The 24,788-nt window shown below is 69.7% G+C and carries 27 protein-coding genes and 4 pseudogenes; 19 read left to right on the top strand and 12 right to left on the bottom strand.

Annotation, left to right across the window (positions count from 1 at the left end; genetic code table 11):
* Positions 1-17 precede the first annotated feature (17 nt).
* Positions 18-2,108, top strand: a pseudogene (locus ACZ6NC_RS23750) (tetratricopeptide repeat protein); the annotation flags it as partial.
* A gap of 632 nt (positions 2,109-2,740) precedes the next feature.
* Here ACZ6NC_RS23750 and ACZ6NC_RS23745 read toward each other — a convergent pair.
* The 3 genes from ACZ6NC_RS23745 to ACZ6NC_RS23735 form a co-directional block, all read right to left on the bottom strand.
* The gene (locus tag ACZ6NC_RS23745; protein ID WP_465735809.1) at positions 2,741-3,295 is read right to left on the bottom strand and encodes a transposase; all 555 of its coding nucleotides are present in this window, start codon (positions 3,293-3,295) and stop codon (positions 2,741-2,743) included.
* A gap of 6 nt (positions 3,296-3,301) precedes the next feature.
* Positions 3,302-3,445 (bottom strand): transposase, encoded by a 144-nt coding sequence (locus ACZ6NC_RS23740; protein WP_465735789.1) that lies wholly within the window; start codon positions 3,443-3,445, stop codon positions 3,302-3,304.
* A 272-nt stretch (positions 3,446-3,717) separates the two neighbouring features.
* Positions 3,718-4,221 carry a GNAT family N-acetyltransferase gene (locus ACZ6NC_RS23735; RefSeq protein WP_283461651.1) on the bottom strand — a complete coding sequence of 168 codons (504 nt, stop codon included), beginning with the start codon at positions 4,219-4,221 and terminating at the stop codon, positions 3,718-3,720.
* A gap of 315 nt (positions 4,222-4,536) precedes the next feature.
* On the opposite strand from ACZ6NC_RS23735, the gene ACZ6NC_RS23730 reads away from it, so the two are divergent.
* Positions 4,537-5,778: an IS4 family transposase gene (locus tag ACZ6NC_RS23730; RefSeq protein ID WP_465735788.1), complete on the top strand. Its 1,242-nt coding sequence runs from the start codon at positions 4,537-4,539 to the stop codon at positions 5,776-5,778.
* 250 nt (positions 5,779-6,028) lie between these two features.
* On the top strand, positions 6,029-7,162 hold the full coding sequence (locus ACZ6NC_RS23725) for a DUF2079 domain-containing protein (RefSeq protein WP_465735808.1): 1,134 nt from the start codon (positions 6,029-6,031) through the stop codon (positions 7,160-7,162).
* Positions 7,163-7,488: 326 nt separating this feature from the next.
* On the opposite strand, the pseudogene ACZ6NC_RS23720 reads toward ACZ6NC_RS23725, so the two are convergent.
* Positions 7,489-7,988, bottom strand: a pseudogene (locus ACZ6NC_RS23720) (IS3 family transposase); the annotation flags it as partial.
* A gap of 121 nt (positions 7,989-8,109) precedes the next feature.
* Between ACZ6NC_RS23720 and ACZ6NC_RS23715 the strand changes: the two are divergent.
* Both ACZ6NC_RS23715 and ACZ6NC_RS23710 read left to right on the top strand, forming a co-directional pair.
* Positions 8,110-8,751, top strand: a complete 642-nt coding sequence (locus ACZ6NC_RS23715) for a dihydrofolate reductase family protein (protein WP_465735787.1) — start codon at positions 8,110-8,112, stop codon at positions 8,749-8,751.
* A 4-nt stretch (positions 8,752-8,755) separates the two neighbouring features.
* Positions 8,756-9,598, top strand: a complete 843-nt coding sequence (locus ACZ6NC_RS23710; RefSeq protein ID WP_465735786.1) for an alpha/beta fold hydrolase — start codon at positions 8,756-8,758, stop codon at positions 9,596-9,598.
* Positions 9,599-9,795: 197 nt separating this feature from the next.
* Here ACZ6NC_RS23710 and ACZ6NC_RS23705 read toward each other — a convergent pair whose 3' ends face one another.
* Positions 9,796-10,197 carry a hypothetical protein gene (locus tag ACZ6NC_RS23705; RefSeq protein WP_465735785.1) on the bottom strand — a complete coding sequence of 134 codons (402 nt, stop codon included), beginning with the start codon at positions 10,195-10,197 and terminating at the stop codon, positions 9,796-9,798.
* A gap of 285 nt (positions 10,198-10,482) precedes the next feature.
* On the opposite strand from ACZ6NC_RS23705, the pseudogene ACZ6NC_RS23700 reads away from it, so the two are divergent.
* The 5 genes and pseudogenes from ACZ6NC_RS23700 to ACZ6NC_RS23680 form a co-directional block, all read left to right on the top strand.
* Positions 10,483-10,566 (top strand): annotated as a pseudogene (locus tag ACZ6NC_RS23700) (AraC family transcriptional regulator); the annotation flags it as partial.
* Positions 10,566-11,231 carry a glyoxalase gene (locus ACZ6NC_RS23695; protein ID WP_465735784.1) on the top strand — a complete coding sequence of 222 codons (666 nt, stop codon included), beginning with the start codon at positions 10,566-10,568 and terminating at the stop codon, positions 11,229-11,231. The pseudogene ACZ6NC_RS23700 and the gene ACZ6NC_RS23695, both read left to right, overlap by 1 nt.
* Before the next feature lie 132 nt (positions 11,232-11,363).
* Complete coding sequence (locus ACZ6NC_RS23690; RefSeq protein WP_465735783.1) at positions 11,364-11,777, top strand: VOC family protein; 414 nt, start codon at positions 11,364-11,366, stop codon at positions 11,775-11,777.
* 95 nt (positions 11,778-11,872) lie between these two features.
* Positions 11,873-12,343, top strand: a complete 471-nt coding sequence (locus ACZ6NC_RS23685; RefSeq protein WP_465735782.1) for a YdeI/OmpD-associated family protein — start codon at positions 11,873-11,875, stop codon at positions 12,341-12,343.
* Between the two features lie 238 nt (positions 12,344-12,581).
* Positions 12,582-13,138 (top strand): annotated as a pseudogene (locus tag ACZ6NC_RS23680) (transposase); the annotation flags it as partial.
* A gap of 7 nt (positions 13,139-13,145) precedes the next feature.
* Here the strand turns inward: ACZ6NC_RS23680 and ACZ6NC_RS23675 are convergent.
* Complete coding sequence (locus ACZ6NC_RS23675; RefSeq protein ID WP_465735807.1) at positions 13,146-13,427, bottom strand: DUF3027 domain-containing protein; 282 nt, start codon at positions 13,425-13,427, stop codon at positions 13,146-13,148.
* A gap of 178 nt (positions 13,428-13,605) precedes the next feature.
* Here ACZ6NC_RS23675 and ACZ6NC_RS23670 point away from each other — a divergent pair, with 178 nt between their 5' ends.
* Positions 13,606-14,922 carry an IS630 family transposase gene (locus ACZ6NC_RS23670; protein WP_465735781.1) on the top strand — a complete coding sequence of 439 codons (1,317 nt, stop codon included), beginning with the start codon at positions 13,606-13,608 and terminating at the stop codon, positions 14,920-14,922.
* A gap of 25 nt (positions 14,923-14,947) precedes the next feature.
* On the opposite strand, the gene ACZ6NC_RS23665 is transcribed toward ACZ6NC_RS23670, so the two are convergent.
* The 3 genes from ACZ6NC_RS23665 to ACZ6NC_RS23655 form a co-directional block, all read right to left on the bottom strand.
* A complete protein-coding gene (locus ACZ6NC_RS23665) occupies positions 14,948-15,664 on the bottom strand; it encodes a DUF6333 family protein (RefSeq protein ID WP_465735780.1) in 717 nt (238 codons plus the stop codon).
* A 239-nt stretch (positions 15,665-15,903) separates the two neighbouring features.
* A complete protein-coding gene (locus ACZ6NC_RS23660) occupies positions 15,904-16,197 on the bottom strand; it encodes a hypothetical protein (protein ID WP_465735779.1) in 294 nt (97 codons plus the stop codon).
* Positions 16,198-16,257: 60 nt separating this feature from the next.
* Positions 16,258-16,446 (bottom strand): hypothetical protein, encoded by a 189-nt coding sequence (locus ACZ6NC_RS23655; RefSeq protein ID WP_465735778.1) that lies wholly within the window; start codon positions 16,444-16,446, stop codon positions 16,258-16,260.
* Between the two features lie 85 nt (positions 16,447-16,531).
* Here ACZ6NC_RS23655 and ACZ6NC_RS23650 point away from each other — a divergent pair, with 85 nt between their 5' ends.
* From ACZ6NC_RS23650 to ACZ6NC_RS23620, 7 genes are all read left to right on the top strand, one after another.
* Complete coding sequence (locus ACZ6NC_RS23650; RefSeq protein WP_465735777.1) at positions 16,532-16,921, top strand: hypothetical protein; 390 nt, start codon at positions 16,532-16,534, stop codon at positions 16,919-16,921.
* A gap of 3 nt (positions 16,922-16,924) precedes the next feature.
* Entirely contained in the window at positions 16,925-18,634 is a 1,710-nt protein-coding gene (locus ACZ6NC_RS23645) for an alpha/beta hydrolase (RefSeq protein ID WP_465735776.1), read from the top strand.
* Between the two features lie 74 nt (positions 18,635-18,708).
* The gene (locus ACZ6NC_RS23640) at positions 18,709-19,179 is read left to right on the top strand and encodes a hypothetical protein (protein ID WP_465735775.1); all 471 of its coding nucleotides are present in this window, start codon (positions 18,709-18,711) and stop codon (positions 19,177-19,179) included.
* Between the two features lie 9 nt (positions 19,180-19,188).
* A complete protein-coding gene (locus ACZ6NC_RS23635; protein WP_465735774.1) occupies positions 19,189-19,392 on the top strand; it encodes a hypothetical protein in 204 nt (67 codons plus the stop codon).
* 420 nt (positions 19,393-19,812) lie between these two features.
* Positions 19,813-20,241, top strand: a complete 429-nt coding sequence (locus ACZ6NC_RS23630; protein WP_465735773.1) for a hypothetical protein — start codon at positions 19,813-19,815, stop codon at positions 20,239-20,241.
* 30 nt (positions 20,242-20,271) lie between these two features.
* The gene (locus tag ACZ6NC_RS23625; RefSeq protein ID WP_465735772.1) at positions 20,272-20,802 is read left to right on the top strand and encodes a CbrC family protein; all 531 of its coding nucleotides are present in this window, start codon (positions 20,272-20,274) and stop codon (positions 20,800-20,802) included.
* A gap of 126 nt (positions 20,803-20,928) precedes the next feature.
* Complete coding sequence (locus ACZ6NC_RS23620) at positions 20,929-21,450, top strand: HAD domain-containing protein (RefSeq protein ID WP_465735771.1); 522 nt, start codon at positions 20,929-20,931, stop codon at positions 21,448-21,450.
* Positions 21,451-21,541: 91 nt separating this feature from the next.
* Here ACZ6NC_RS23620 and ACZ6NC_RS23615 read toward each other — a convergent pair whose 3' ends face one another.
* The 3 genes from ACZ6NC_RS23615 to ACZ6NC_RS23605 all read right to left on the bottom strand — a co-directional run bounded on the left by ACZ6NC_RS23615 (position 21,542) and on the right by ACZ6NC_RS23605 (position 23,983).
* A complete protein-coding gene (locus ACZ6NC_RS23615; RefSeq protein WP_465735770.1) occupies positions 21,542-22,111 on the bottom strand; it encodes a hypothetical protein in 570 nt (189 codons plus the stop codon).
* Positions 22,112-22,178: 67 nt separating this feature from the next.
* On the bottom strand, positions 22,179-23,087 hold the full coding sequence (locus ACZ6NC_RS23610; protein WP_465735769.1) for a CehA/McbA family metallohydrolase: 909 nt from the start codon (positions 23,085-23,087) through the stop codon (positions 22,179-22,181).
* A gap of 611 nt (positions 23,088-23,698) precedes the next feature.
* Positions 23,699-23,983: a hypothetical protein gene (locus tag ACZ6NC_RS23605; RefSeq protein WP_465735768.1), complete on the bottom strand. Its 285-nt coding sequence runs from the start codon at positions 23,981-23,983 to the stop codon at positions 23,699-23,701.
* Between the two features lie 460 nt (positions 23,984-24,443).
* Here ACZ6NC_RS23605 and ACZ6NC_RS23600 point away from each other — a divergent pair, with 460 nt between their 5' ends.
* Entirely contained in the window at positions 24,444-24,689 is a 246-nt protein-coding gene (locus ACZ6NC_RS23600; RefSeq protein ID WP_465735767.1) for a hypothetical protein, read from the top strand.
* The last annotated feature ends 99 nt before the right edge of the window (positions 24,690-24,788 follow it).

Genomic DNA, 24,788 nt, shown 5'->3' with positions numbered 1-24,788 from the left:
CCACGGACCCGTGGTCCGTGGCGACGCCCGCCGCGCTGCTGGCGCCCGAAGGCACGGACCGCGCGCCGCTGCCCTACACCCGCCAGGCGCTCTCGGTCCTGATCGAAGCCGCCCACCGCTGGCCCCACCTGACCACACGTCACCTCGAACCGCTCCTGCGGGCCCGGCCCTCCCTGGCCCTGGCGGCCGGCAGCGCCGCGCTGGCCCGGCTGGCCGACCTGGCGACCCTCGACCTCGCCGTCCTGGACCGCGTCGAGGCCCTCCTGCCCCCGGGCCGGCACACCGATCTCGACGTCGGCATCGCCGCCGTCACCGCGCGGCTGGCGCGCCACCGCCTGGCCGCCACCAGCGACCCCGCCCGACGGGCCCGGATCCACAACGGCCTCGCGGTCCGCCTGTCCCGGGCTGGCCTTCGCGAGGAGGCCCTGACAGCGGGTCAGGAGGCCGTACGAGCCTGGCGCAGCCTCGTCCCGACCCACCCGGAACACCGGTCCGACCTCGCCGGCTCGCTGGCCGATCTCGGCATCTGGCTGTCGGACGTGGGGCGGCGGGAGGAGGCTCTCGCCATCGCGGAGGAGGGGGTGCGGATGCACCGCCTGCTGGCGGCCGAGGACCCGGTGGCCCACGAACCCGATCTCGCGCACGTCCTCTCCCAGCTCGGCATCCGGCTGTGGGCGATCGGGCGGCGGGAGGAGGCCGTGGCGGCCGCCGAGAAGGGAGTGGAGATCCAGCGGCGGCTCGCGGACCAGGACCCGGCCGCCTACGGCGCCGCGCTCGCCGACTCGCTGACCAACCTCGGCAACCGGCTGGGAGGGTGGGGGCGTTGGGAGGAAGCCCTGGCTGCGCGGAGCAGCGCGGCCGTGGTCCACCGCAGGCTGGCCCAGGAGGACCCGGCCTCCCACGCACCGGACCTCGCCGACTCGCTGGCCGGCCTCGGTATCGGCCTGTCGCAGGTGGGGCGCCGGGAGGAGGCCCTGACCGTCACCGAGGAGGTGCTCGGCATCTTCCGCCGGCTGGCGGCGGCCAACCCGGCCGCCCACGAAGCCGGCCTCGCCCGCACGCTGTCCAACCTCGGCGTCCTGCTGTCCGACCTGGGCCGGATGGAGGAGGCCCTCCTCCCCGCCGAGGAGGCCGTGGACACCTACCGCCGGCTGGCGGCGGCCGACCCGGCCGTCCACGTGGCCGACCTGGCCCGCTCTCTCGTCAACCTCGGGGCCCGGCTGTCGGACGTGGGCCGGAGGGAAGAGGCCCTCACGGTCGAGGAGGAGGCCGTGCGGACCTACCGCCGGCTGGCGGCGGCCAACCCCGCGCTCCACGAACCCGAGTTCGCCGGCGCGCTGTCCAACCTGGGGAACCAACTGGCCGAGCTGGGGCGAGGGGAGGAAGCGGTGGCCGTCGCCGGCGAAGCGGTGGAGATCCGGCGCCGGCTGGCCGCGCACAACGCGGCCGCCCACGAAGCCGGCCTCGCCCGCTCCCTCGTCAACCTCGGAGCCTGGCTGTCGGAGACCGGACGGCGGGAGGAAGCCCTCACCGCCGTCGAGGAGGGAGTGGCGATCCGGCGGAGGCTTGCGGAGGCCAACCCTGCGCTCCACCGGCCCGAGCTCGCCCACGCACTGTCCAACCTCGGGTCCATGCTGGCGGACAGCGGACGGACGGAGGAGGCCCTCGCCATCGCCCGGGAGGGCCTGGCGATCCGGCGTGGGCTGGTAGCCGGCAACCCCGCTCTCCACGAACCCGAACTCGCCAACGCACTCACCAACCTCGGCACCGGTCTGGCGCGGGCCTGGCAGTGGGACGAGGCACTGGCCGTCACCGCGGAGGCGGTGGAGATCCGGCGCCGGCTGACGGCGGCCAACCCGGCCGCCCACGCACCGGACCTGGCCCGCTCGCTCTCCAACCTCGGAGTCCTGCTCTCGGACCTGGGCCGGACGGAGGAGGCCCTCGCGGCCGCGAAGGAGGGCGTGGTGCTCCGGCTCGGGCTGGCCAAGGACAACCCCACCGCCCACGAACCCGGCTTCGCCAACTCACTGTCCAACCTCGGGGACCTGCTGGTGGAGGCGGGCCGCCCCGAGGATGCGCTCGGCCCCACCGCGGAGGCGGTGGAGATCCGGCGTCGCCTGGCGGCGGCCGCCCCGGCCGCCCACACACCGGACCTGGCCCGCTCACTCTCCAACCTCAGGACCGGGCTGGCGCGGCTCGGCCGCACGCAGGACGCGCTCACCGTCGGCCGGGAGGCCGCAGAGGTCTGGCGCCGGCTGGCGGCGGACGACCCGGCCGACGACGACCCCCTCGTCACCCTGCTCGACACCCTCACCACGGACCTGGCGGGGGCAGCGCGCTGGGAGGAGGCGGCCGATACCGCCCGGGAGGCGGTGGAGGTCCGGCGCCGGATCGCCACCCGCGGCCGGGCCGGCTACCAAGCCGGGCTCGCCACCTCCCTGACCAACCTCGGGGGGGTCCTGGCGGGTGCGGGCCAATGGGCGGAGGCCATCGCCGTCACCGGGGAGGCGGTGGAGCACCGCCGCAGCAATGGTGGCGCTGTACCCGCACGTCCACGAGCCCGAGCTGGCGCTCGCGCTGACCGCCTGGGCGTGGATCCGCCTGGTGGCCCGTCAGGACCTGTCCGGGGCGCTTCACTCGACGGGCGAAGCGGTGGAGCTCTACCGCACCCTGATGGCAAGCGCGCCCGAGCGGTTCCTCTCCCCGCTCCGCGACGTGCTGGACCTTCAGGCGGAGCTGCTCACCGGCCTGGGCAGAACCCAGGACGCGGCAGCCGTCCGGGCCTGGCTCGCCGCGAACGAGCCCGGTTCGCAGGCGCCGTAGCAACCGGCCGCCGGCGGGCTGGCACCGCTGCGGGGTCCTGCCCGCGCGCTGGTCTGCGCGGAAGGTGCTCGCGGAGGAGCGGCACTGGCGGGCGGAGGCGGGCGACCGGGCGGGGCGCGGTTGGCCGCATACGGCGCAGCCGCATCAGCAGGCCCACCGCGGCGTCCCGGTCGCCGATGTTCGCAGCCGTGACCGCGACGACCAGGAGCAGGCCGAGGGTGTCGGTCACCATGTGCCGCCTGCGGCCCGGCACCTTCTTCCCGCCGTCGAAGCCGCGTGAGGCGGCCGGCACCGAGGCCGCGGCCTTCACTGACTGCGCGTCGATGATCCCCGCCGTGGGCTCGGCCTCGCGGCCCTCGCGCTCACGGACCGTCCCGCGCAGCCGGTCGTGGAACTCGGCGATCAGCCCGTGCTCGCGCCAGCGGCGGAAAAAGGCGTAGACCCGGCCCCAATCGGGGAAGTCCGCGGGCATCGCCCGCTACGAGATCCCGCCCGCGACCAGGTAGCGGATCGCGTCCAGCAACTGCCGATGACAGTAGCCCTCGGGCCGTCCACCCCGCCCCTGGAACCAGGCAGGCACCGGCGGCAACGGCCGGACGGCCGCCCACTCCGCGTCCGTCATGTCCGACGGATACCGGCGCACCCGGTCCGGATGGTCGGCCGCGTTGCCGTACACATGCACGAGGCAATCGCACGACACGGCGGGCGAGTTGAAGTCAACGTGCCCGGGCACGTACAACAAAGACAAGCAGGGCCTCCGGGAACCACTCGGAATGGGATCGCACCCCCGGGCTACCAGGAGGCCCTGCTTCCACGCGCGGAAACCGCCGCAGTCACCCGATCGAGACTCCCGTTCGACCGACAGCCTTCGAGATCGGTACGGGTAACAACCACTTACGTGTCGGGATGCTGCGGCAGGGCGAGCCAGTCCGACCAGGAGATCTCACGGCCGAGGAAGCGCGGCTGCTCGAACGGCCAGTCGGCGGCGATCCACTGCGGCACCAGCGCGTCGAGGGCCTGCTCGACCTTGCTGCCCACCAGCTCGTCCACCACCCACCAGGAGATCTCGCCGTCCGCGCCGGCCCTCTCCGGCGGGTCGATGTAGACACAGCCGAGCAGAACGGTCTCCGCCGCGTCGAACAGCGCGTAGTTGAAGGACTGGTGCGCGGCGATCTCCTTCTCGTGCCGCAAAAGGTCGGCCTGGTCGGCCTCGTAGGTCATGGTGTCCGCGGGCCAGCCCCAGGCCGGGCCGAAAATGGTCCATAGCCGCTCGCGCGAACCCATCACAGCCGGATAGTCGAGCGGGGTGTCCACCTCCCGGATCGGCCGCAGGTGATGACCACCGCCCGGCAGCGGTACCAGGACGGGGTGGACGAAGTCATCGGGAAGCCAGCTCATGGCACCCGACCGTAGCAGCGCGCGGCCGTCCGCTCCCCTGGTTTTTCCCCGCATACCGCCAGGCCCAGCTCTCATGCCGGGCAAGGCCCGCGATCACCCGATCGAGACTCCCGTTCGATCGACAGACTCCATGATCGGTATGGCAACGGCTTCTCAACTTGATCTTTAACCTCGCGCGGCGAGGTGGGCTTGGAGTGTGGGTTCGCGTTTGACGGTCTTGCCGAGTTGATCAAGTGATGCGTGGGCGGCGCTTCGTCGCGGGATGGCCTGGTGTGCAGCTCAATGCCACGTCAGTCGTGCGGCTAGGGTTGCCGCATGGCTCAGGGGTGGGTGGATTCTGGTAGGCCGGTCGCGAGGCCGGACCAGGTGTCGTTGGGGGTCTTGGTCGCGGCGGTGCCGCGATTCAAGGTCGACGAGGCCGCGGCGGTGTGCGGGGTGGCTGAGCAACGTCGGGGTGGCAAGCTTCCTCCGCACGTGACCGCCTATCTGACGATGGCGATGTGCCTGTTCTCTGACGACGGCGCCGAGGAGGTCGCGCAGAAGGTCACCGGGTCGCTGTCGGCGTTCGGCGTGTGGGACGCCGCGTGGGAGCCGCCGACATCGTCGGGGATCACGCAGGCTCGCGAGCGGCTGGGCCGCGACGTGCTGCGGGAGACGTTCTACCGGGTGGCTGAACCGGTTGCCACCATCGAGACCCGGGGTGCGTGGCTTCGCGGATGGCGGCTGATGGCCATCGACGGGTTCGAACTCGACATCCCGGACTCAGGCGAGAACGCGGCCGAGTTCGGCTACGCCGGCAACGACCAGTCCCGTTCCGCTTTTCCCAAGGCCCGGGTCGTGGCCGTCGTCGAGTGCGGATCGCACGCCTTCATCGATGCCGAGGTCGGGCCGTGGAACCGGAGCGAGAAGACGATGGCGGCCTCGCTGCTGCCCTCGATCTCAACCGATTGGCTGCTGCTGGCCGATCGGGGCTTCTACAGCTTCGCCGCGTTCAGTGCCGCCGCCCAGACCGGGGCGGCGCTGTGCTGGCGGGCGCCGACTCAGCTGTCCCTGCCGGTCCTGGAGGTCTTGTCCGACGGTACGTACCTGTCGGCCCTGGTTGATCCCGGCCTGCGCGGCCGGCAGCGGGAGGAGCTACTGCGGGTGGCGAAATCCGGTGCGAAGCCGGATCCGGCCGCAGCCCACGTCGTCAGGGTCGTCGAGTATGACGTCCCTGACCGCGACGGCGGGGAACTGGTCTGCCTGATCACCACCGTCAAGGATCCGGAGGCCGCAAGCGCCGCCGAACTGGCGGCGGCCTACCACGAGAGGTGGGAGGAGGCCGCGAACGGCCAACTGAAGACGGTCCTACGCGGCCCGGGGAAGGTGCTGCGGTCCAAGAGCCCGGACCTGGTCCACCAGGAGATCTGGGCCTACCTGCTCGTCCACTACGCGATCAACTCCCTGATCTGCCAGGCCGCGACCGGCGCCGACATCGACCCGGACCGGATCAGCTTCCTCAGGACCCTCAACATCGTCCGCCGCACCACCACCGGGACGGCGGCCTTTCCCCCCTGAGCGCTGGGAAGCGATCACGACGGATGTCCTCGCCACGCTTGCCGCGCGCCGAAACCGCAACCCAGCGCGCCGCCACCGCTCCTACCCACGCGTCGTCAAGCGCACCCGCCACAACTCCTACCGGGTGAAGAGGACGTCAGATGCAGGCACCCGCCACGCGGGGCCGCCGAGCCTGAAGTTCGCGTCACTCGGGACAGCCCCGTCCACCACATCAAGATCAACTTAAGCTTCGTGGCATTGGGTCCAGGCCCTGCTGTTCGCGCTCTCCTGCGTACCGGTCACCGGGCTGGCCGTGGAACTGCTCGGACGGATACGCGGGTTGGCCGTCGGGTCTGCCTACGGACTGTCCTGGGGACTCTGGCAGGCGAGCACGTTCGACTTCCACGAGGTGGCGCTGGCCGTTCCGTTGGTCGCAGGCGCGGTGGCGGCGCTGGCCCGCGGCCGGTACCGGGCAGCGGCCGGCTGGGCGCTGCCGCTGCTGCTGGTGAAGGAGGACCAGGGGCTGATCGTGGCCGGGATCGGCCTGTACATCTGGTGGCGCGGCCGGCGCCGGCTGGGCGCGGCGACAGTACTGGCGGCAGTCGCGGCGACGCTGCTGGCGGAGCTGGTGGTGATCCCGGCCATGAACCCCGACGGGGTGTACGCCTACGGCGCGAACGGCGCCTGGCACGGCAATCCGGTGGCCCGGCTGCTGCTGCCCGCGGTCAAGTGGCACACTGTCGCCGCGCTGCTCACGTCGACCGTCTTCGTGGCGCTGCGCTCGCCGCTGAGCCTGCTGCTGGTGCTGCCACTGGCGGGCCGGTTCTGGACGCCGAACCCCACGTACTGGGACACCGGGTACCACTACAACGCGGTGCTGATGCCGGTGCTCTTCGTGGCCCTGACGGACGGCCTGCACCGACTGGCGGGCGGGCGCAACCGCGTTGCAGGCGGGCAGGATCGGACGCCCGGCGCCGCGCGGGTGCTGCGGTACGCGGCCCGGGGTGTGCCCACGACGGCCCTGGCCCTCGCCCTGGCCGTCGCACCGGTGCCGTCCCTCTCCGGGCCGGGGCCAAACGTGCGGACCGCCCGGCAGGTGCTCGCGGTGATCCCGGACGGCACGACGGTGGCCGCCGCCAACCAACTCGCCGCCCAGCTCACCGGCCGGTGCACGGTCTCGCTGTTCCCCTACCTCAGCACGCCGGACGCCGACGCGTCGGCCGGGCCCTCGGCCCGGCGCCCGCAGGCCCGGTGGGTGGCGGTGACGGACCGGCCGGGCGACTTCCCGGTGCCCGAGCCCGAGCAGCTGGCCGCGCAGGCCGCACTGCCGGCGGCCGGCTACGAGGTGGCGGCGGCCGGCGGCGGGGTCACGGTCTACCGGTGGACCGGGCACCCCGCGGGATGACGCGGCGACCGAAGCACACACCCCCGCCAGCGGACGCCGCCCGATCGACGAAGCGGGCCGCCGCCGGCCGGACGCTCTACCGGCACGTCATCGCCCCGGCCCGCAGTGAGGAGATGACGCTGCCCCACGTGCGCCGCAGCTCGCCCGTCACAGCAGCCGGCTCCGTCCGCCAGGCACCCCCGAGGCCCGGGCTCGACTCCGCTCTGCCGATCGCCTGGGTGACCACTGACGCGGCCTCTGGGCAGGAGTGGCGCTTCCGGCACGCGTTGGAGGAAGCCAGCGTTGGCTATGTGCGGGCTTTGCCCTATTTCGCGGACACTTGGGCCCTATGCCACCAGTCCCAGCCAATCCATGTGCGATGACTGCTGCTCGAACTCGACGGGGCTGAGGCAGCCGAGTGCGGAGTGGCGCTGCAGGCGGTTGTACCAGGCCAGCCATGAGAACGTCTCGCTGCGGGCCTGGGCCCGGGTCAGCCATCGCGAACCATGAAGGAGTTCTCGCTTGAGCGTGGCGAAGAACGACTCCGCCATGGCGTTGTCATCGCTCGATCCTACTCGGCCCATCGAGCGGCGTATCCCGTGCTCACGGCAAGCGTCGGCGAACGCGGCCGACGTGTATTGGGCCGCGGTCCGAGTGGAACACCACACCGCGCACGTCCCCGCCCCGGACACCGACCGCCGAACGGACCGCGTCGACCACCAGGCCGGAGCGCATGTGCTCCGGCCTGGGACCAGCCGACCACCCGGCGGGAGTGCATGTCGATCACCGTAGCCAGGTACATCCCCGACCCGCCGACCGGCAGGTGCGTGATGTCACCGCACCAGCGCAGGTGTGCCAGGCGAGGCGGTCGGCGGGTACGGGAACCGGGTGCCGGCGCGGCGATGAGTTTTCCGGCCCCGGCAGGTCTACATCTCGACCGGGACGACCAACTCATCGGGAGTACGGATATGGGCCTCATCCACATCGAGCTGTTCGCGACCCTCGACCTCGTCGGGCAGGCGCCCGGCGGCCCCGACGAGGACCCGGTGGGGTTCCCGTTCGGCGGCTGGCAGGCGCCCCTGCTGAACGCGGTCACCGGGGCCCAGATCCTCGCCGCGTACGAGGGCACGGACGCCCTCCTGCTCGGCCGGCGGACGTACGACATCTTCGCCGCGTACTGGCCGCACCAGAAGGACAGCGAGATCGCCGAGCTGTTCGACCGCGTCCCGAAGTACGTGGCCTCCCGCGGCAGGCCCGACCTCCCGTGGGCCGGATCCACGCAGCTCGGCCCGGACCTGGCCGGCGCGGTGCGCGAGATCCGTGACCGGCACGAGCAGGTGAAGGTCGTCGGGAGTCTGGACCTGGTGCAGACCCTCCTGCGGGAGAAGCTGTTCGACCGGCTCGACCTCTGGGTGCACCCCATCGTGCTCGGCATCGGGAAGAAGGTGTTCGACGGTGGCGCGGTGCCCACGAACGTCACGCTCCTCGAACCGCCGGTGGCCGGCCCGCAGAGCACCGTGTACCTGCGCTACGGGCTCGCCGACGGCATCCCCGGGACGGGCGACATGAGCGCGCCCGACCGCGGCCTCGGGAACGACGACTTCCGGTGATCCGATGACCACTGTCAACGCCAATGAGACCGCCTTGGGCATCGAGTCGTTCGGTGACCACGACGCACCACTCGTCCTGCTCGCGGGCGGGCCGACGATGCTCTCCTGGCCCGATACGCTCTGCGAGCGCCTCGCCGCTGGCGGGCGCCGTGTGGTGCGCTACGACCTGCGTGACAGCGGGGAGTCCACGACGACGGATCCCCAGGCACCCGCCTACACCCTGCGCGACCTCGCCGCCGACGCCGCGGCCCTGGCCGACGCGCTCGGCGGGGCGCCCGCGCACCTCGCAGGGATCGGCGTCGGCGGGATGGTCGCCCAGGTGGCCGTGCTCGACCATCCGAGCACGTTCTGCGCGCTCACCCTGGTCGGCACCCGCGCGGTCGCCCCCGGCCCTCCCGACGACGACCTCCCCGGCCATGATCAGGCGACGATGAGCCGGCTGTTCGCGCGTCCGATGCCCGATTGGACCGACCGGAAGGCGGTCGCGGAGTTCGCCGCCACCGGCGCGGCAATCCTCGGCGACGACCCCGCCGCCGCGCGCGCCGTCGCCGCGCGCATCTGGGACCGCACGCCCGGCACCGCACCCCCGGTCCAGATGGCCAACCAGCTGGGCATGGCGTTCTCCAGGCTCGACTGCACACCCCGCTGGCGCGAGCGCCTGCCCGGAATCGAGGTCCCCACGCTCGTCGTCCACGGCCGCCGCAACCGGTTCTTCCCCGTCGGCAACGGCGAGGCGATCGCGCGCGAGATCCCCGGGGCACGGCCGCTCGTCCTCGACGAGGCCGCCACCGCGATCCCCGACGCGGCGGTCGGCGAGGTCACCGAAGCGATGCTCATACTCCGATAGAGGACGACGGGTGCCACACGGGCCGGCCTCCGCACCGGTCGGCGCGGTGGGGCGCCCCGGTGCGGAACGGCGCAGCACCGAAGCCGATCTGGACGATCGGGCGCCGGGTCGAAGCGGCGGGGTTTGGAAGCCGAGGATCAGCCGCCCGACGCCACTGCGGCCGGGCCGCACCAAGCGGCCTCCGTGAGGAGCCGGAGCTATGCCGCGTGCGGACGCAGCGCCACTTCCCAGGCACGGAACTTCAGCCGGAGCGTGGAGGCCAGGACCTCGAACACCGGCGGCAGGTCGGCCCCGTACTCGTAGTACGTGATCGTGTCGATCCCGTCCGGCTCGTCCTCGGGGAGACCGTGCCACCCGTCCGAGCTCACCGCGCTCTGGTGCACGACCAGCTCGCCGACATCGTGGAACTCCAGCGCGAAGCGTCCACGGCGTGGGTGTCCGAACTCCAGCCGCAATGTCGACTTCGGATGGCCCGCCAGGGCGACTCCCTGCAGTCCGAAGTCGTTGTGGAGGTCGAGGAAGCCGCCGCCCGGGAGATCGACGTCGGAGTAGTCGCCCGGGGCGTCCCACGCCTTCAGGCCGTCGAATCGCGCCTTCACTTCTTCCCCGTTCTTCGGGATTCTTGCCGTTCGGTGCCTTGGAGTGAGGCTAGCTCGTGATCTTGTGCGCCTGTAGTCCGGGTCCCGGGCGAGGGCGGGCAGGGCGTCGAGGAGGGCGGTCTGTTGGGGGGTGAGCCTGCCGTCGGTGCGGGCCTTGTCCTGCTTGCGCAGCCACGCACCCGGCCGGAAGGGCGGGCCTTCCGCCGCCAGGCGGCGGATGCGGCGGCCGCCGATGCCGATGCTGCGGGTACGGCCCGCGATGCGGGGTCGACGATCAAGGTGGAGGGGATGCCGGCGTGCGTGGCGAAGCAGGTCGCGAGACCGGTCAGGAATCGAGAAGCCCCGGCCGCCGCGCAGCCCCTAGCGTGATGGTCATGGCAACCACCGCTTCCACCGCAGCCAACACGTCCCTCGCGTCCGTCACCCTTGAGGTGGCCGACCCCGAGGCCGCTCGCCGCTTCTACAGCGACTTCGGCGTGGACACCTACATACGCCTGCGGCCGTCCGAGGCGCACTCCACCGGATTCCGCGGCTTCACCCTGGCGCTCACGGTGTCCGGGCCGGCCACCGTCGACAGCTTCTTCGGCGCCGCCGTGGACGCCGGCGCCACGGTGCTGAAGCCCGCCGCGAAGTCGCTGTGGGGCTACAGCGGCGTCGTCCAGGCCCCGGACGGGACGATCTGGAAGATCGCGACCTCGGCGAAGATGGACACCAGCCCCGCCACCCGCGAGATCGACGAGGTCGTCCTGCTGATCGGCGTCGAGGACGTGAAGGCCACCAAGCAGTTCTACGTCGGCCGGGGCCTGACCGTGGCCAAGAGCTTCGGTGGCAAGTACGCCGAGTTCGCCCCAGGTCAGTCCAGCCCCGTCAAGCTGGCGCTGTACAAGCGCCGTGCCCTTGCCAAGGACCTCGGCGTCCCCGCCGACGGCACGGGCTCGCACCGCATCGTCCTCGGCAGCACCACCGACGCCTTCACCGACCCGGACGGGTTCGCCTGGGAGACTGCCGCGTCGCTCGCCCCCATGCCGTCCTGACTCCCGGCCGCCACTCCCGCCCCGCTTGACCCTCCTGTCATGCCGATTGACCGGCGAACACGCGCCGATGTGACAGCCGGGCCCTGGCCCGAATGTCCGGCACGCATACATCCACAGTGCAAGGAGCAAGGCATGAAAGCGCACGTCAGCTCGATCCTCCTCGGTGTCCGGGACATGGACCGGGCCAAGCAGTTCTACACCGAGGGGCTCGGCTGGAAGATCAAGAACGACTACGGCATCTCGGTGTTCTTCGACTCGGACGGCGCCTCGCCGGTCGGCTTCTACGATCGCAAGGGTCTGGCCGACCAGGTGGGCACGGACCCGGAAGGCAGCGGCTTCAGCGGGCTGGTTCTGACCTACGTCGTCCGCAGTGAGGCACGGGTCGAGGAGATCATGGCGGAGGCCCAGAAGGCCGGCGCCACGATCCTCAAGCCCGCCGGTGCTCTGCCGTGGGGCGGGTACGGCGGCACCTTCGCCGACCCGGATGGCCATATCTGGAGTCTCGGCTACAGCGCCCCGGGAACCGACCAGCCCTACGCCGAGTAGCCGCGATCTCTTGCCTCACAGCCGTCCAGGACACGGCGATGGTCCCGGTGTGGGAAGTGGGAGCGGCTATCGGAGCCGGGCGGGCCGGATCCGCGGTGAGCCGGCAGAACGACAGGAGAAAGATCATGAAGTTTTGGGCCCACGTCGAGCCACCCGAGCCCATGCGGGGCCTGGAGGTTCCGCCCGAGGTGGTAGCAGCGCTCGGCGGGGGCGCGCGGCCGCCAGTGACAATCACGGTCAACGGGCATTCCTGGAAGAGCCGGGTCGCCATCATGCGAGGCCGCCACCTGCTCGGCCTCAGCAACGCCAACCGGCAGGCCGCGGGTGTCGCGATCGGCGAGGAGGTCGAGGTCGAGGTCGAACTGGAGCTCGACACCGAGCCGCGCGTCGTCGTCGAGCCCCCAGACTTCGCCCGAGCCCTGGACGACGATCCGGTCGCCCGCGCCGCCTACGACAACCTTGCCTATAGCCGCAAGCACGAGCATGTGCGCGCCGTCGAGAGCGCGAAGAGGCCCGACACGCGCCGACGGCGCATCGAGAAGGCCATCGCCACCCTGCGGGGCTGACCCCCGAAAGCAGAGACTCCGGCGGCACCGCAATCGCCGTGCGGAGGCCTGACCCTGCCCAATTCCTCCTGAAGCGACAAGTATGTCGAAGCGACTCATGACCGGTCTTGTACTGGAGCAATAGTCAAGACCTGTGGATCGGGGCGCCTCAGCGGTAGCGAGGGACTCCGCCGAGGTCGGGAAGCTCATCCTCGAAGTCGCAGGCGGCAACGGCGTCGTAGCCACGCTGCCAGACAGCATGGACAAGTTCGGGCTGCTCAACCTCCAGCCTCATCCCGGTCGACAGTGGGCGGAGCGCGGCGGTACGCACAAGGACCCCGCGCGGAACCCCGGCCCCGCAGGCGCGCGACCTACACCCGCCCGCACGGGGTCCGGCACCTGGTCGCCGCCTACGACCTCGCCAAGGACAAGCTCTACGGCCGCATCAAGAAGACCAATAACCGCTCGAAGTTCCTGGAGTTCTGCCGCTACCTACGAACTCTCTACCCGGCGGATGTCCGGATCGCGATCATCGTCGACGACTACTCGCCGCACCTGACCACCAAGAGGTGCCGCCGGGTCGCGGACTGGGCCGAGGCGAACAACGTCGAGATCGCCTACACCCCCACCAACAGCTCATGGCTCAACCGGATCGAGGCCCAGTTCACCGCCCTGCGTCACTTCGCCCTCGATAGCACCGACCACCCCAGCCACAAGGCCCAGGGCAGCATGATCCGCCGCTACATCGTCTGGCGGAACAAGCACACCGCCGACCTACGGCTCCGCAAGGTCGTGGCCAGGGCCGACGTCGCCTGACCCACGGCTATCCGAACGACCCGTCCTCACGGGCGGCAAAGCAGTCGCAGCCGTCGTGCTCGAAACGCACCCGCCCGTCGAACGGCGCCCGGGAGTTGGTGCAGGCTCCGTAGTCCCGCCCGAGTTCGCCGCTGAGCGCGACCCAGAACCGGCAGCCGCCACACTGGGAGTCGTACCAGTGGTCCTGATAGTCCGGCTCTCCGGTGGATCGGTTCAACGATGCCATCCAACGCGCATGGCACTCATCATTCTGACCTCGATCGTCACCGGTCCACGGCCCACCAGACATCAGCACCGCCCCCATCGGCCCACGAGGAGAGGCACCCACTCAGCCCCCTCCCGATCACCAACGATCCTCTCACCAATTACGGGGCGAACGTGGCCTGATGCGGCACCAGTGTCCTGCGTCCGAAGTTCTGAGGTTTAGTTGATACCTTCTTTTCATGGCACATAGAGGCCCCGCTGCTGTGGAGATCGTGCTCTCTGAGGACGAGCGTGTCGAGCTTGCCCGCCTTGCTGGGATGCCGGAGCGTCGTCTGGCTGAACGGGCCCGGATCGTCCTGGCGTGTGCTGACGGGATGTCGAATGCTGGTGCTGCTGGGGCTGTTGGCGTGGGCATCAAGACAGTTCGCAAGTGGCGTGGGAAGTTTGCCTCCGAGCGTCTGGCCGGGCTCAAGGACGAGGGCCCCATCGGTCGGCCGAAGTCCGAGCTGGTGCTCAGTGAGAGCGAGCGCGCACAACTGGAGCGCTGGGCGAGGCGGGCCAAGACAGCCCAGTACCTCGCTCAGCGGGCCAGGATCGTGCTGCGATGCGCCGAGGGCGTGACGAACAGGCAGGTAGCCGCCGAGCTGGGAGTGGACCAGTCCACCGTGGACCGCTGGCGGGCCCGCTTCGTGGCCGATCGCCTCGACGGTCTCCAGGACGAACCGCGGCCCGGCCGGCCGCCCTCGATCCTGCTCGACCAGGTCGAAGACGTGATCGTCGCGACGCTGGAGTCCGGGCCGGGCAAGGACACCCACTGGTCACGGTCATCGATGGCCCAGCGCACCGGCCTGTCGAAGTCGACCATCGGCCGGATCTGGAAGAGGTTCGACCTCAAGCCGCACCTGCAGGACTCCTTCAAACTCTTCACTGACCCGCAGTTCGTCGACAAGGTCGTCGACGTGGTCGGGCTCTATCACAATCCGCCCGAGCGGGCCGTCGTGCTCTGCGTTGACGAGAAAAGTCAGATCCAGGCCCTGGACCGGTCCCAGCCAGTGCTGCCGATGATGCCCGGCATGCCCGAACGCCGCACCCACGACTACCTGCGGCACGGCATCACCAGCCTGTTCGCCGCGTTCAACATCGCCGACGGCACCGTCATCAGCGAACTCCACCGACGCCACCGCGCCATCGAGTTCAAGAAGTTCCTGATCAAGATGGACAAAGCCGTGCCCAGCAACCTCGACGTACACCTGGTCTGCGACAACAACGTCACCCACAAGACCCCCGACGTCCAGCAGTGGCTCGCCCGGCACCCCCGCTTCCACGTCCACTTCACCCCGACCGGCTCCTCCCGGATCAACCAGGTCGAGCGCTGGTTCGGACTCCTGACCGACAAGCTCATCCGCCGAGGCATCCACACCTCCGTCCAGGCCCTCGAGAACGACATCCGCGACTGGATCGAGACGTGGAACGCGAACCCCCGGCCCTTCGCCTGGACCAAGACCGCCGACGAGATCCTGAACTCCCTCGCCGACTACCTCGCAAGGATTACCCCCGGACCAGAAAACAGAGCTAACTAAACCTCAGAACTTCGGACGCAGGACACTAGACGAAGTACAAGCTCTCCATGTCCCTAACCACATCCTCGGAGTGCCGCACACGGAACGCCGTCGTCTCCATCTCCTCCCACCCCCACGGATCCGAATGCCCGAGTGCCAAGCCCCCCAGGCCCGCCCAGTAGACCTCGTTCGCGGGCTCGTCCAGGTCGACGCCGGCGTTGTCCACCATCCACCCCCTGAGATCCAGGGACGCGATCACCGCACGCGGATCGCCCGAGATGACGAACGGCTCATCATCCGGCCATCCCGATGCGTGGAACATCGCTCCGTCCGGCAACCACACGATGTTCTCAATGTGCTCCATCCCCCCGTGGTAGGAGACCCGTCCCACGATCCGCGCATCCGGGAACCGCTCCCGCAACTCCTTCGCCGCCGACCGGAGCGGCTCGTCGTTGCCGTCGGTCGCTAACGCGGGAGTCACGATGCTCAACATGCCACCCCACGCGGCAGCGTGCACGATGTCCAGATCAGACCGTGCTGCCAATGGGAGCGGGGTCTGCGCGGAGCGCGGCCCGAGGTCCTCCAGGACGGCCTCGATGCCCTCGAACGACTCGACGAACGCGCGTGCGCGCTCAGGGTCGTTGGGGGGCAGGTTACGGGCGTCGACGTTGAATGGCGCCTCGAACGCTGTCAGGTGGCACAGACTCATCGAGCCGCGCACGATCCGGTCCGGCGCAGAGGTCCAGTAGGTGTTCTCGTTCATGCGGGCCACCGTAACGGCCGGCGATGGCAGAAACGCCGCCGCCCAGCCCCTCGGCAGATGTGCGCCCCGTGCGCTACCAGGTCCGCCGCTGGACCTCCTGGCGCCGACACATCACCGTGGCCATTGCTCGCGGCTGGCCTTCCTCACCACCGTCGCCGCCATCGCGAAACCCAACCCGGGCACTACCGACCCGATCGACCTGAGCATCCCAGAGATACGCCACCTCATCGGCACACTCTTCAGAGGGCATTTGATGTGAACGGATTGCCCTTTATGAGGCAGTTCGCCCGGTGGTAGGCCTGCGCGGTGGCCGGGTGCCGTTCGATCTCGACGACAGCGGCCCAGTGGGCGACGAACGAGCGGATCGGCTGGACACTGCCGGTGGTGATGGCCTCGGCCATCGCCCTGGTCTGCCCGTCGATCATCTCTGGGAGGCGGTCCGCGGCGACCACGGCCAAGGCGGCCTTCAACGCGGCCGGGTTCTGCTCGGGCCAGGGAATGAGCTCGACTCCGTCGTGCACGGGCTGACTCATGGAAGCACTCCCCTCCTCGGGTGCCAGGGCTACTCGGAATCAGCCGGGCGGTCGGCACCGTCACCCGGCACCACGGACGGGTGCCCACTCCGGCTTCCTGGCCGTGCGCAGCGGGATGTCGTGGCCGCAGGCGAGGGGCGGCTGGGGATTCCCGTCGTCGTCGACCGGACGGTCCAGGCCGCGCTGAAGCTGGTATTCGAGGCCCAGGCGGCGAGCTCGGCGCCTGGGCGCCGAGAACCAGCAGCTCATGCCGTACGTCCTCCTTGTTAACATTCGGGGTCGAATGATCGCGGAGCCGGGCGATAGACCGGGTCCGGAGCCAACGGGGGGAAACGTGGCGGATCCTGATGCGGCCTTGGAGCTCAAGGTCAATCCTGCCGAACTGGACGGTTGCGGACAGAGCGCGCAGCACATCGGGGGCCTGATACCGGGCGAGACAGCGAAGGTCACCGAGCCGTGCAGCCATGCCGCCGGTACCCTGCAGGGCTGGCTCACGGCCGCCGCGGTGCGCGACTGCGGCGCGAACTGGAAGACGCTGCTGGACAGGCTCGGCGGCGACATGGGCGATGTCGGCTCCAGGCTCGCCACCTCGGCCGGGTACTACCGGCAGGTCGAGAAGGACATCCACGGGCACCTCAAGAGCCAGGGGGGCGGGGCGGTGGCCCCGGACGAACCCGACCCCTTCGGCACCGTGCTGGCCCCGACCGGTGGGAAGGCCCAGTAGCCGATGGACATCAAGACGCTCTACGACGCCAACATCAACAACATCACCATCGCGAAGAACGCCTTCGACAAGCTCCACTCGGCCTTCGGCCAGCACATCGAGTCCTGGCAGCATGACGTCGTCGACCGGCTTAACCACTCGCAATGGACCGGTACCGCGTCCGACCATGCCCATGCCCGGATCCAGTTCCTGGGAACCGAACTCCAGTCGGCGAGGCAGGAACTGGGCTTCGTCAGTAAGGCGCTCGCCAAGGCGGCCGAGCAGTTCGCGCTGGCCCAGGCCCACCTGGTCTACGCCCTCGACGATGCCAAGAACGCGAAGCTCAACGTGGCCCCCGACGGCACCATCACCTGGGACAAGGAGCCGACGTCCCCGAAGTACGCGGGCGCCGGCGCCGAGACGACGGCCATCGCCATCAGCAACCGCATCACCGCCGCGCTGAACGAAGCCGACCACGCGGACCAGGAGATCAGCGCGCGGCTGAACCACTTCGCGGCCAACGCTGGCAACGGCATGGGCCTGGATGCCGCCATGGTGGCGAAGGACCAGGCCGCCGAGACCGCCCGCGAGCAGATACCTGCCAAGGGCACCGACCCGGCCAGCGTCAAGAGGTGGTGGGACGGCCTCACCGAGACCGAGCAGCAGAAGTTCATCCACGACAACCCCGACCAGGTCGGCAACCTCGACGGAGTCCCCGCGGCCGTCCGCGACCAGGCGAACCGCCTGAACCTCACCCGGGCCCAGGCGGACCTCCAGAAGCAGCTCAGCGACCTCGAAAAGTCCGAGCCCCTCTCGGTGGCGGGAACCCCGTACGGGGCGACCGAGAGTCCGGACCACATCGTCTGGAAGGCCCAGCGTGACGCCTTGCAGGACAAGCTGAAGGGTCTCAATGCGCTCCAGGACCGCCTGGACCTGCCCGTCACCGAAAAGGACCCGAAACCGTTCCTGCTCGGGCTCGACGCCGCGGCGCCGGGAGGCCGCGCGATCCTCGCGCTGAACGACCCGGACACCGCCGACCACGTGGCCACCTTCGTCCCCGGCACCGAGTCCCGCCTCGGCGGCGTCGGCGGCACGATGGACAAGGCGAAGGAGATGTACCGCAGCGCCATGCAGGCGAGCCCCGGCGGCAAGGTCTCCACGATCGCCTACGTGAACTACACGGCACCGCAGTCGGCCAGGCCCGGTTTCCCGCAGGCGGTCCCGGACGCGGCCTACGAGGGATACGCCAAGGACGCGGAGCAGAACCTCTACAACTTCCAGACAGGCCTGCGCGCCACCCACCAGGGGTCGCCGTCCCACAACACGATCATCGGACACAGCTACGGCAGCACGGTCGTCGGCTACGCCATGCGCGACAAGGGACTGCCCGTGGACAGCGTGGTCTTCGCCGGAAGCCCCGGCGTCGGCGTCGACAAGGCGGCCGACCTCAACATCGACCTCGCGAAGGGGACGAAGATGGACCCATCCAGGGTGTACGCGGTGCTCGGCGGCGGCGACTCGATCACAGACTGGACCCCTGACCCCTTCTCCCCCGACAACTACAACCCCTTCAGCGACGACTACCACGTGCGCTTCGGGCGCGACCCGATGAACCCGGCCTTCGGCGCGCAGCACCTGCCATCCCAGAACACCGACCACGACCACTACTGGAACGCGAAGACGCCGTCCTGGAAGGCGTTCGGCCAGGTCATCGCCGGAAAGCCGGTCTCATGAGCCGATCCTCGCAGCCCGTGCCACACGGGCGGACCGCCGATGGCGGACGGTCCGCGCGCGCCGCCCTGCTGTGCTTGCTGCCCACCGCCCTCCTCGCCCTCTCCGCCTGCGGGAGCGACACCCCGTCGATGAACCTCGGCCAGGCCGAGGAGAAGGTCAAGGCGTACGCCTCCGGCGCGCTCGCCGTGCTCCCCGACAAGGGCACCGTGCAGGTCGCCGAGCCACTGGTGGACAAGGACGAGTGCGAGGCCGGGCCGATCGGCTCTCCCTCGAAGTACATGCCGTACATCACGTACGACCTGCGCGGGATTCCCGGGCCGAAGGTGCACGGCGTCTTCGAGGCGGTACGGCAGCGGCTGAAGCAGGACGGCTTCTCCGTCGAGCACAGCGACGACCAGCGACTGGACCTGTCCAACGATGCGAACAAGTTCACCGCCTCGGTCGTGGTGGGCCAGCCCGACACGGCGCCGGACACCTTGTACCTGACCGTCATCGCCCCCTGCGTCGAACGCGGCGCCGGCCCGGGGGCTTCCGCGAGCAGCTGACCGCGCTCGGTGAGAGGCACACAGCGCCTCGTACTCGGCATCGCCCAGACCGGCCGGCTCCGACCTTCTCGGGAAGTCCACGCTGGTCCCCCTACTCCGGCCGATGAGGACATCCTGCTCCGATTCGGACCGGCCGCCATCGAGGCCGCCACCCGGAAAAGCATCGAGGCCGCCGCCTTCCTGCCGCTGCACCTGGAGGAACAGTCCCAGTGACGACCGCCCATGCCGCTTCCCCGGCTCTCGCCGGTCGGCACCCGTTCCACGGTCTGCCGGTGATCGAGACCGCCGGCCTGCAGCGCGAGCCCGGCAGTCCCCGTCCCGTCTTCGACCGGGACGTCTGCAACGGCCGGGCGGCACCCGTCGGCCAAAGCGTTGTGCCTGAAACTCGCCAGCACCCCGAACGCCGACAAGCCCCTGATGGGGATGTGCGACTCGGCCCGCTGCCCACAAGCCACTCACCACCCACGACACCGGCAGGTCTGGGCCGACCACGCCGAGAACACCCGAGCCGTCTTCCTTGGCAACCCCAGACTCTCCAAACCCGAACAGGCCCGACCAGAGCCGAGTTCGACCGCGCCACCCGCATCGTTGCCGAGATCGACGCCGCCGAACTCACCGAGGAGGAGCCCGTCCATGACGCATGAACACCAGACCCAAACCGAGGCCAGGATGCGGGCCGCGATGCAACAACTCCTCGTCGGCCCCGTCCCCGAAGGCCTGAAGTGCGACGTCAAGAGCCTATGCATGCTCGCCGAGGTGCCCAGGGCGACGCTCTACCGCACCTATCCCCAACTGAAGGCCGAGTTCGACCGCCAGCGGACTGCCGCCCAGCAGGCCGGCCGGCAGTCGGACTCACGCCTGGCGCAGATCGAACGGCTCAAGACAGAAGTTGCGACACTTCGCGAACGTCTCGGCAGGAAGAACGCCGAGCTCGACGCCTTGAAGGAGTTCCAGACCACGGCGCTGTCTCGCCTGGCCGCTCAGCACGGCGAGATCACCGCGCTACGGCAGCAGCTCGAAGCCGCCTCGATGGCATCCATTCGAACGCTTCCACGCCGGTAGTTCCCCACTGCGGTGATACGGTCGCCGGTCGTGACAGAGCTGCTTCCAGAGTTCCCATATCACCCTGACCCGATCGTCACTGGCGCCATCGTCCAGTCCGACGTGGAGTGCATCTGCTGCGGTCGGGCCCACGGCTACATCTACACCGGCCCTGTCTATGCGGTGGAGAGCCTCCGGAATCGCCTATGTCCCTGGTGCATTGCTGACGGGAGCGCAGGTGACCGCTTCGAGGCCCGGTTCACAGACGTGGTCGACGACGTTCCGCTGGACCGGCTGATCGCGATCACGCTACGCACGCCCGGATTCAGCGGGTGGCAGCAGGAACGCTGGCTGATCCACTGTGGAGACGGCGCTGCCTTCCTCGGGACCGCCGGGGCCGCCGAGCTTATGGCCCACCCCGAAGCGTGGGCATCACTTCGGCAAGAACTCGACAGCGGCCCCTGGTCCTCGTCACAGGCCGAGCAATACCTCAAGGCGCTGACCAAGAACGGCCAGCCCACCGCCTACCTCTTCCAGTGCCGGGTCTGCGGCACCCACCTCGCCTACGCGGACGCCACGTAGCTCCCCGTCGGCGTAAGCGTGACCGTGCGCACCCATGTGATCTCGTCTGAGCCAGCAGGCCAGCGGCTGGTCGCAGGATTCCCGTCATCGAGGCGGCCCCTCGGGGTGAGCCACTATCGTGCTGCCGTGACTGGCTATGTGCAGCGTCCGCTGCTGTTTCTCGATGTCGACGGACCCCTCATCCCGTTCGGCGCGGCGCCCCAGGAGTATCCGACCTATCCGACAGGTCTTCAATCGCCTGATCCCGACGCGAATCCGCTCCTGGCCAGGATCAATCCCGAGCACGGGCCCCGGCTGGCGGCGCTCCAGTACGACGTAGTCTGGGCCACGACATGGATGGGTGACGCGAACGAGTGCATCGCCCCCCGTCTCGGCCTGCCGCAGCTGGCCGTGGTGATCTGGCCGGAGCCATCCGACATCGATGACCACGACGAGCGCAACGGACTGCACTGGAAGACCCGCGCCCTCGTCGAATGGGCGGAGGGACGCCCATTCGCCTGGGTCGACGACGAGATCACTGACACTGATCGGGCCTGGGTTGCCGCCCATCACCGGGGACTCGCCCTACTCCATCGTGTCGATCCCCGTCTTGGCCTGACTGATGGCGACTATGCAGCTCTCGACTCGTGGCTGCGACAGCTGTTCTGACACTCAGCGCGGCTGTTCACTCAGCACGATCCCCCTCGCTGATTCGCTCTAAAGTTCTGCGGTGTCCATCGCGCCCTCCGCTTGCGGCCCGTCACGCCCCACGCAGGAAGGACTCGGCTTGGCGGCGGAGTTTCGCCGGCGCCGCGGGCCAGGCAGAGCTTCTCATCACCTCGCGCAGCTTGATCTCCTTCACCTCACGGGGCGCGTCCCTCCGCAAGCCGATGCCTGACCACATCTGACTCAAGTCGTCGTACGGGAGGTCCCACGCAGGACCGAGCGTGGATTCCGGCGCGCTGACCGGCTCCGCGGGCACGACGTGGACCTCGTCGGCACTGGCAGCGGGAGTGATCTCGACCAATGCGAGACCAAACCGTTCGACGGTGCCTCGGAACAGGACCCGGTAGTCCTCGACAGTGGCAGTCGAGGGTGGTTTCCCGTCGAAGAGGAGGCTGAACACCCAACCAGACGTGCCGGTACGGGCGAGGTCCAGGATGAGGCGGGTGGCAGTGTCACTCGCCAGAGCTCGGTGAGCGACACTCTTGGTCGCCCCGGGCCCCTCCGTACGAGGGGTCCGCTCAAGCTGGAGTACGCCGAGCAGTTCCTGAAATTGGTGCGAAGTCAGGTCTCCGTGGGAAAGCACTCGAAGTGCGGGCCAGAGCATGGTGAAGGCTCCTTCATCGGTCAGGCGACCAGAAGAATGGTGTGGCAGCAGACAGCTGCGCCAGGACTTACGCTTGCGGTCCCAGGTGGATCGGATTGCTCCAGGCCCGTCGCCCAGCCGCGTCCTCGACAGTGACTCGGCAGTACCCGCCCGCGAACATCGCTACAGGCAGCGAGCAGTCCGTGAGGTCTGTGCCTCCGAGAACCTGTTTGCCTGGCTTGCTCCCGGTGATCAGCACCTTGCGTACCGGCGAAGATTTCACCGAGATCTGGTCGTTGCTCAGCTGGATGTCGTGCAGTTCGGGCCCGGTGCTCGAGTAGTAGTGGCCTGCTTTGAGTGCGGCGAGGAGCGCCTCCGGGCAGAGCGACTCCGAGCGGACTTGGACCCAGGCTGCACAGGCTGGTGGATCCTGGGGCTGGAAGTGCGAGTCGTCTGCAGCGTAGGCACTCAGTTTGTGACCGCGGTTGAGCATCACGTCGGTCAGGTGCCAGCTGTCGCCCCGGTCCTCGTAGGCGGACAGCGCGTTGTAGACCTCGACCGCGTGTGCCGCATCCAGGCTCTCGGCGTCGGAGAGGGTGAGGAGCGATGCGGCAGGGTGGGCCATCCCGATGAACGCGCCAGCGGTTCGTGCGCGGCGCGCTAGCCGCGGGCCGGTCTCGCCGGGCCCGGGAGGAGGGAATCCGAGTGGCAACCCCACGGCGAGGATGTGCCACTCCGAAGAAAACTCAGTGCTTGGGCCGTGCAGCTCCGCGCCAAGCAGTGTGGTGAACCCGGGGGTTCGTAGCGGTCGGGTGTCTGTCAGCGGGAACCCGTGCTTGGCGCGGAAGTGGTCGGTGATTGCTAGGAAGTCGTAGCCAGCTTCGCGGTAGTGGGCCACGGTCTTCTCGGGTGACAGGGCGCCATCGGACTGGTTGGAATGTGCGTGCAGATTACCGCGCCAAAAGCGGCCCGGCTGGTTGAAGGGTGGTTCGGTCACGCTATCCCCTCGTGGGCGTGGTCGGGGCGTCCGCCCCGTCGGCCTGTCCTGTCGCCAAACGTACTGGTCCCCCCTTGTCAACCCGGCGACTGCGTGGGCGAACGCAGCACCACCGTAGCGATAGGGGCGGGGCGGGCTCCGACAACGGGTTGGCCGCAGCAAGACCGTTACGACAGCACGGAGGACTGAGGTGATGTGCACCAGGATGATGCGAAATTGCGACGAACCCGCCCACCGAGGGCGTAGGAATCCGCCAGGTACGGCACCGGGACGCCCGGTGCCGATGCACTGAGGTACATGCCGAGCAGTACTCCGACCAGGATGAGGGCGAGGACCGCGAACAGGATGGTGCCGGTCCCGCGACGGCGCCCGGAGTGCTGGGGGTGCCTCCGGCGGGCGGGGTAGTACGTGCCCGGCCGAACGGGGCGATGAGGCCGGTCAGACAATGTCCGGGGCATCGACGACCTCACTGCGGACAATCCGGGTACAGGTAATCGCCGTAGGGCAGAGGGCAACCGGAGCACCTCCCGGTGCCGGCCGGCCAAGGCCTTCCGCACCCCCACGAGATCGGAGTCCAAGCGCCACACACTGGCAGACGCGCCAGCACCCCATCAGCCACCGCTAGCTCGGCTCCCGGGGCTGGTTTCGTCCTCGGCACCGGCGCCCAGTTCACCCCGCAGCTCGGCCACGACCGCCACCAGCACACGGATCAATTCCTCCGCCTCCGCGGCACCCGCCTCGGCCTGCCGCTGCGCCTGCCGGGCCGGGTCCAGCACCTGCCGCGCGACCGACCGCCCCGCCGCGGGCGCCTGGTGCCCCGGGGCCGCCCGGCTGGCCTGTTCGTGCAGGTGGGCAGCACGTGCCGGCAGCACCGCCTGGGCCCGCGGGTTCGCCACGTGGCACCTCCCGCACGAACCGGGCCAAGGCCTCCGCCTGCTCGTCTCCCCCTTGAACCGTCCCTGCGGACGTCCAACACCCACCCCGCGCCCCCTGCCTTGTCCGCGGCCAAACCGGATTGTCCGCCACCCACCTGGGTGTTGCCGACTTCTGGTGGATGGACAATCCGACATGCCGCACGGTGGGACCTCCACCGGTTCTTCGGAAAAATTGGCGGGTCCGTAAAACCCGCGAAAGCGTTCCGGGACCGAACCCAGGACGAGACCTTCCGGTCCCTCCATCATCGAAGGGAATTCCGTGCGATTTCACGGTCGGACGGCTTCTGCTGCCGTCGTCATCAGCGGCGCACTTCTCGGTGCGCTTGGTTCCGCAGCGCCCGCACAGGCGGGCGGCGCGTGGAACGAATGGGGACTGGGCAGCTATCACGCTGGCCTCGACGGCACCGCCGGGAGCAGCAACGTGACACTCGGCGGATTTGCCTGTGGCGGTTGGAGCGCCACGCTGTTCTACGTGCAACTCGTCCGGTCCGATGGAACGAAGATCCGGTCCACGAAGAGCTGGGCGGCTGACGGTACCTACCAGTACCAGACCTTCTACGGGGCGACCTCGCCCGGCACCACGTACTACGTCCGCTGGTACGGGCAGGACAGCAACGAGAACAACGGCTTCCCCGCCAAGTGCTCCGGCGCAGGGTTCGACTCCTGAACCGGCTGGTACCGGGGGGGGGGGGGGGGAGGGGGGGCGGGGGGGGGGGGGGGGGGGGGGGGGGGGGGGGGGGGGGGGAGGGGGGGGGGGGGGGGGGTG

Source organism: Kitasatospora sp. NPDC041988 (assembly GCF_055588525.1).
This window is presented reverse-complemented; position numbering and strand designations above follow the sequence as displayed.

Coding starts and splice junctions, on each gene's coding strand:
- ACZ6NC_RS23730 (WP_465735788.1), top strand. CDS start 4,537: ATGGCTCAGGGGTGGGTGGATTCTGGTAGGCCGGTCGCGAGGCCGGAC.
- ACZ6NC_RS23735 (WP_283461651.1), bottom strand. CDS start 4,221: ATGAGCTGGCTTCCCGATGACTTCGTCCACCCCGTCCTGGTACCGCTG.
- ACZ6NC_RS23715 (WP_465735787.1), top strand. CDS start 8,110: ATGGGCCTCATCCACATCGAGCTGTTCGCGACCCTCGACCTCGTCGGG.
- ACZ6NC_RS23710 (WP_465735786.1), top strand. CDS start 8,756: ATGACCACTGTCAACGCCAATGAGACCGCCTTGGGCATCGAGTCGTTC.
- ACZ6NC_RS23655 (WP_465735778.1), bottom strand. CDS start 16,446: ATGAGCTGCTGGTTCTCGGCGCCCAGGCGCCGAGCTCGCCGCCTGGGC.
- ACZ6NC_RS23675 (WP_465735807.1), bottom strand. CDS start 13,427: ATGTCTGGTGGGCCGTGGACCGGTGACGATCGAGGTCAGAATGATGAG.
- ACZ6NC_RS23690 (WP_465735783.1), top strand. CDS start 11,364: ATGAAAGCGCACGTCAGCTCGATCCTCCTCGGTGTCCGGGACATGGAC.
- ACZ6NC_RS23660 (WP_465735779.1), bottom strand. CDS start 16,197: ATGAGTCAGCCCGTGCACGACGGAGTCGAGCTCATTCCCTGGCCCGAG.
- ACZ6NC_RS23740 (WP_465735789.1), bottom strand. CDS start 3,445: ATGACGGACGCGGAGTGGGCGGCCGTCCGGCCGTTGCCGCCGGTGCCT.
- ACZ6NC_RS23645 (WP_465735776.1), top strand. CDS start 16,925: ATGGACATCAAGACGCTCTACGACGCCAACATCAACAACATCACCATC.
- ACZ6NC_RS23745 (WP_465735809.1), bottom strand. CDS start 3,295: ATGCCCGCGGACTTCCCCGATTGGGGCCGGGTCTACGCCTTTTTCCGC.
- ACZ6NC_RS23695 (WP_465735784.1), top strand. CDS start 10,566: ATGGTCATGGCAACCACCGCTTCCACCGCAGCCAACACGTCCCTCGCG.
- ACZ6NC_RS23665 (WP_465735780.1), bottom strand. CDS start 15,664: ATGAACGAGAACACCTACTGGACCTCTGCGCCGGACCGGATCGTGCGC.
- ACZ6NC_RS23630 (WP_465735773.1), top strand. CDS start 19,813: ATGACGCATGAACACCAGACCCAAACCGAGGCCAGGATGCGGGCCGCG.
- ACZ6NC_RS23615 (WP_465735770.1), bottom strand. CDS start 22,111: ATGCTCTGGCCCGCACTTCGAGTGCTTTCCCACGGAGACCTGACTTCG.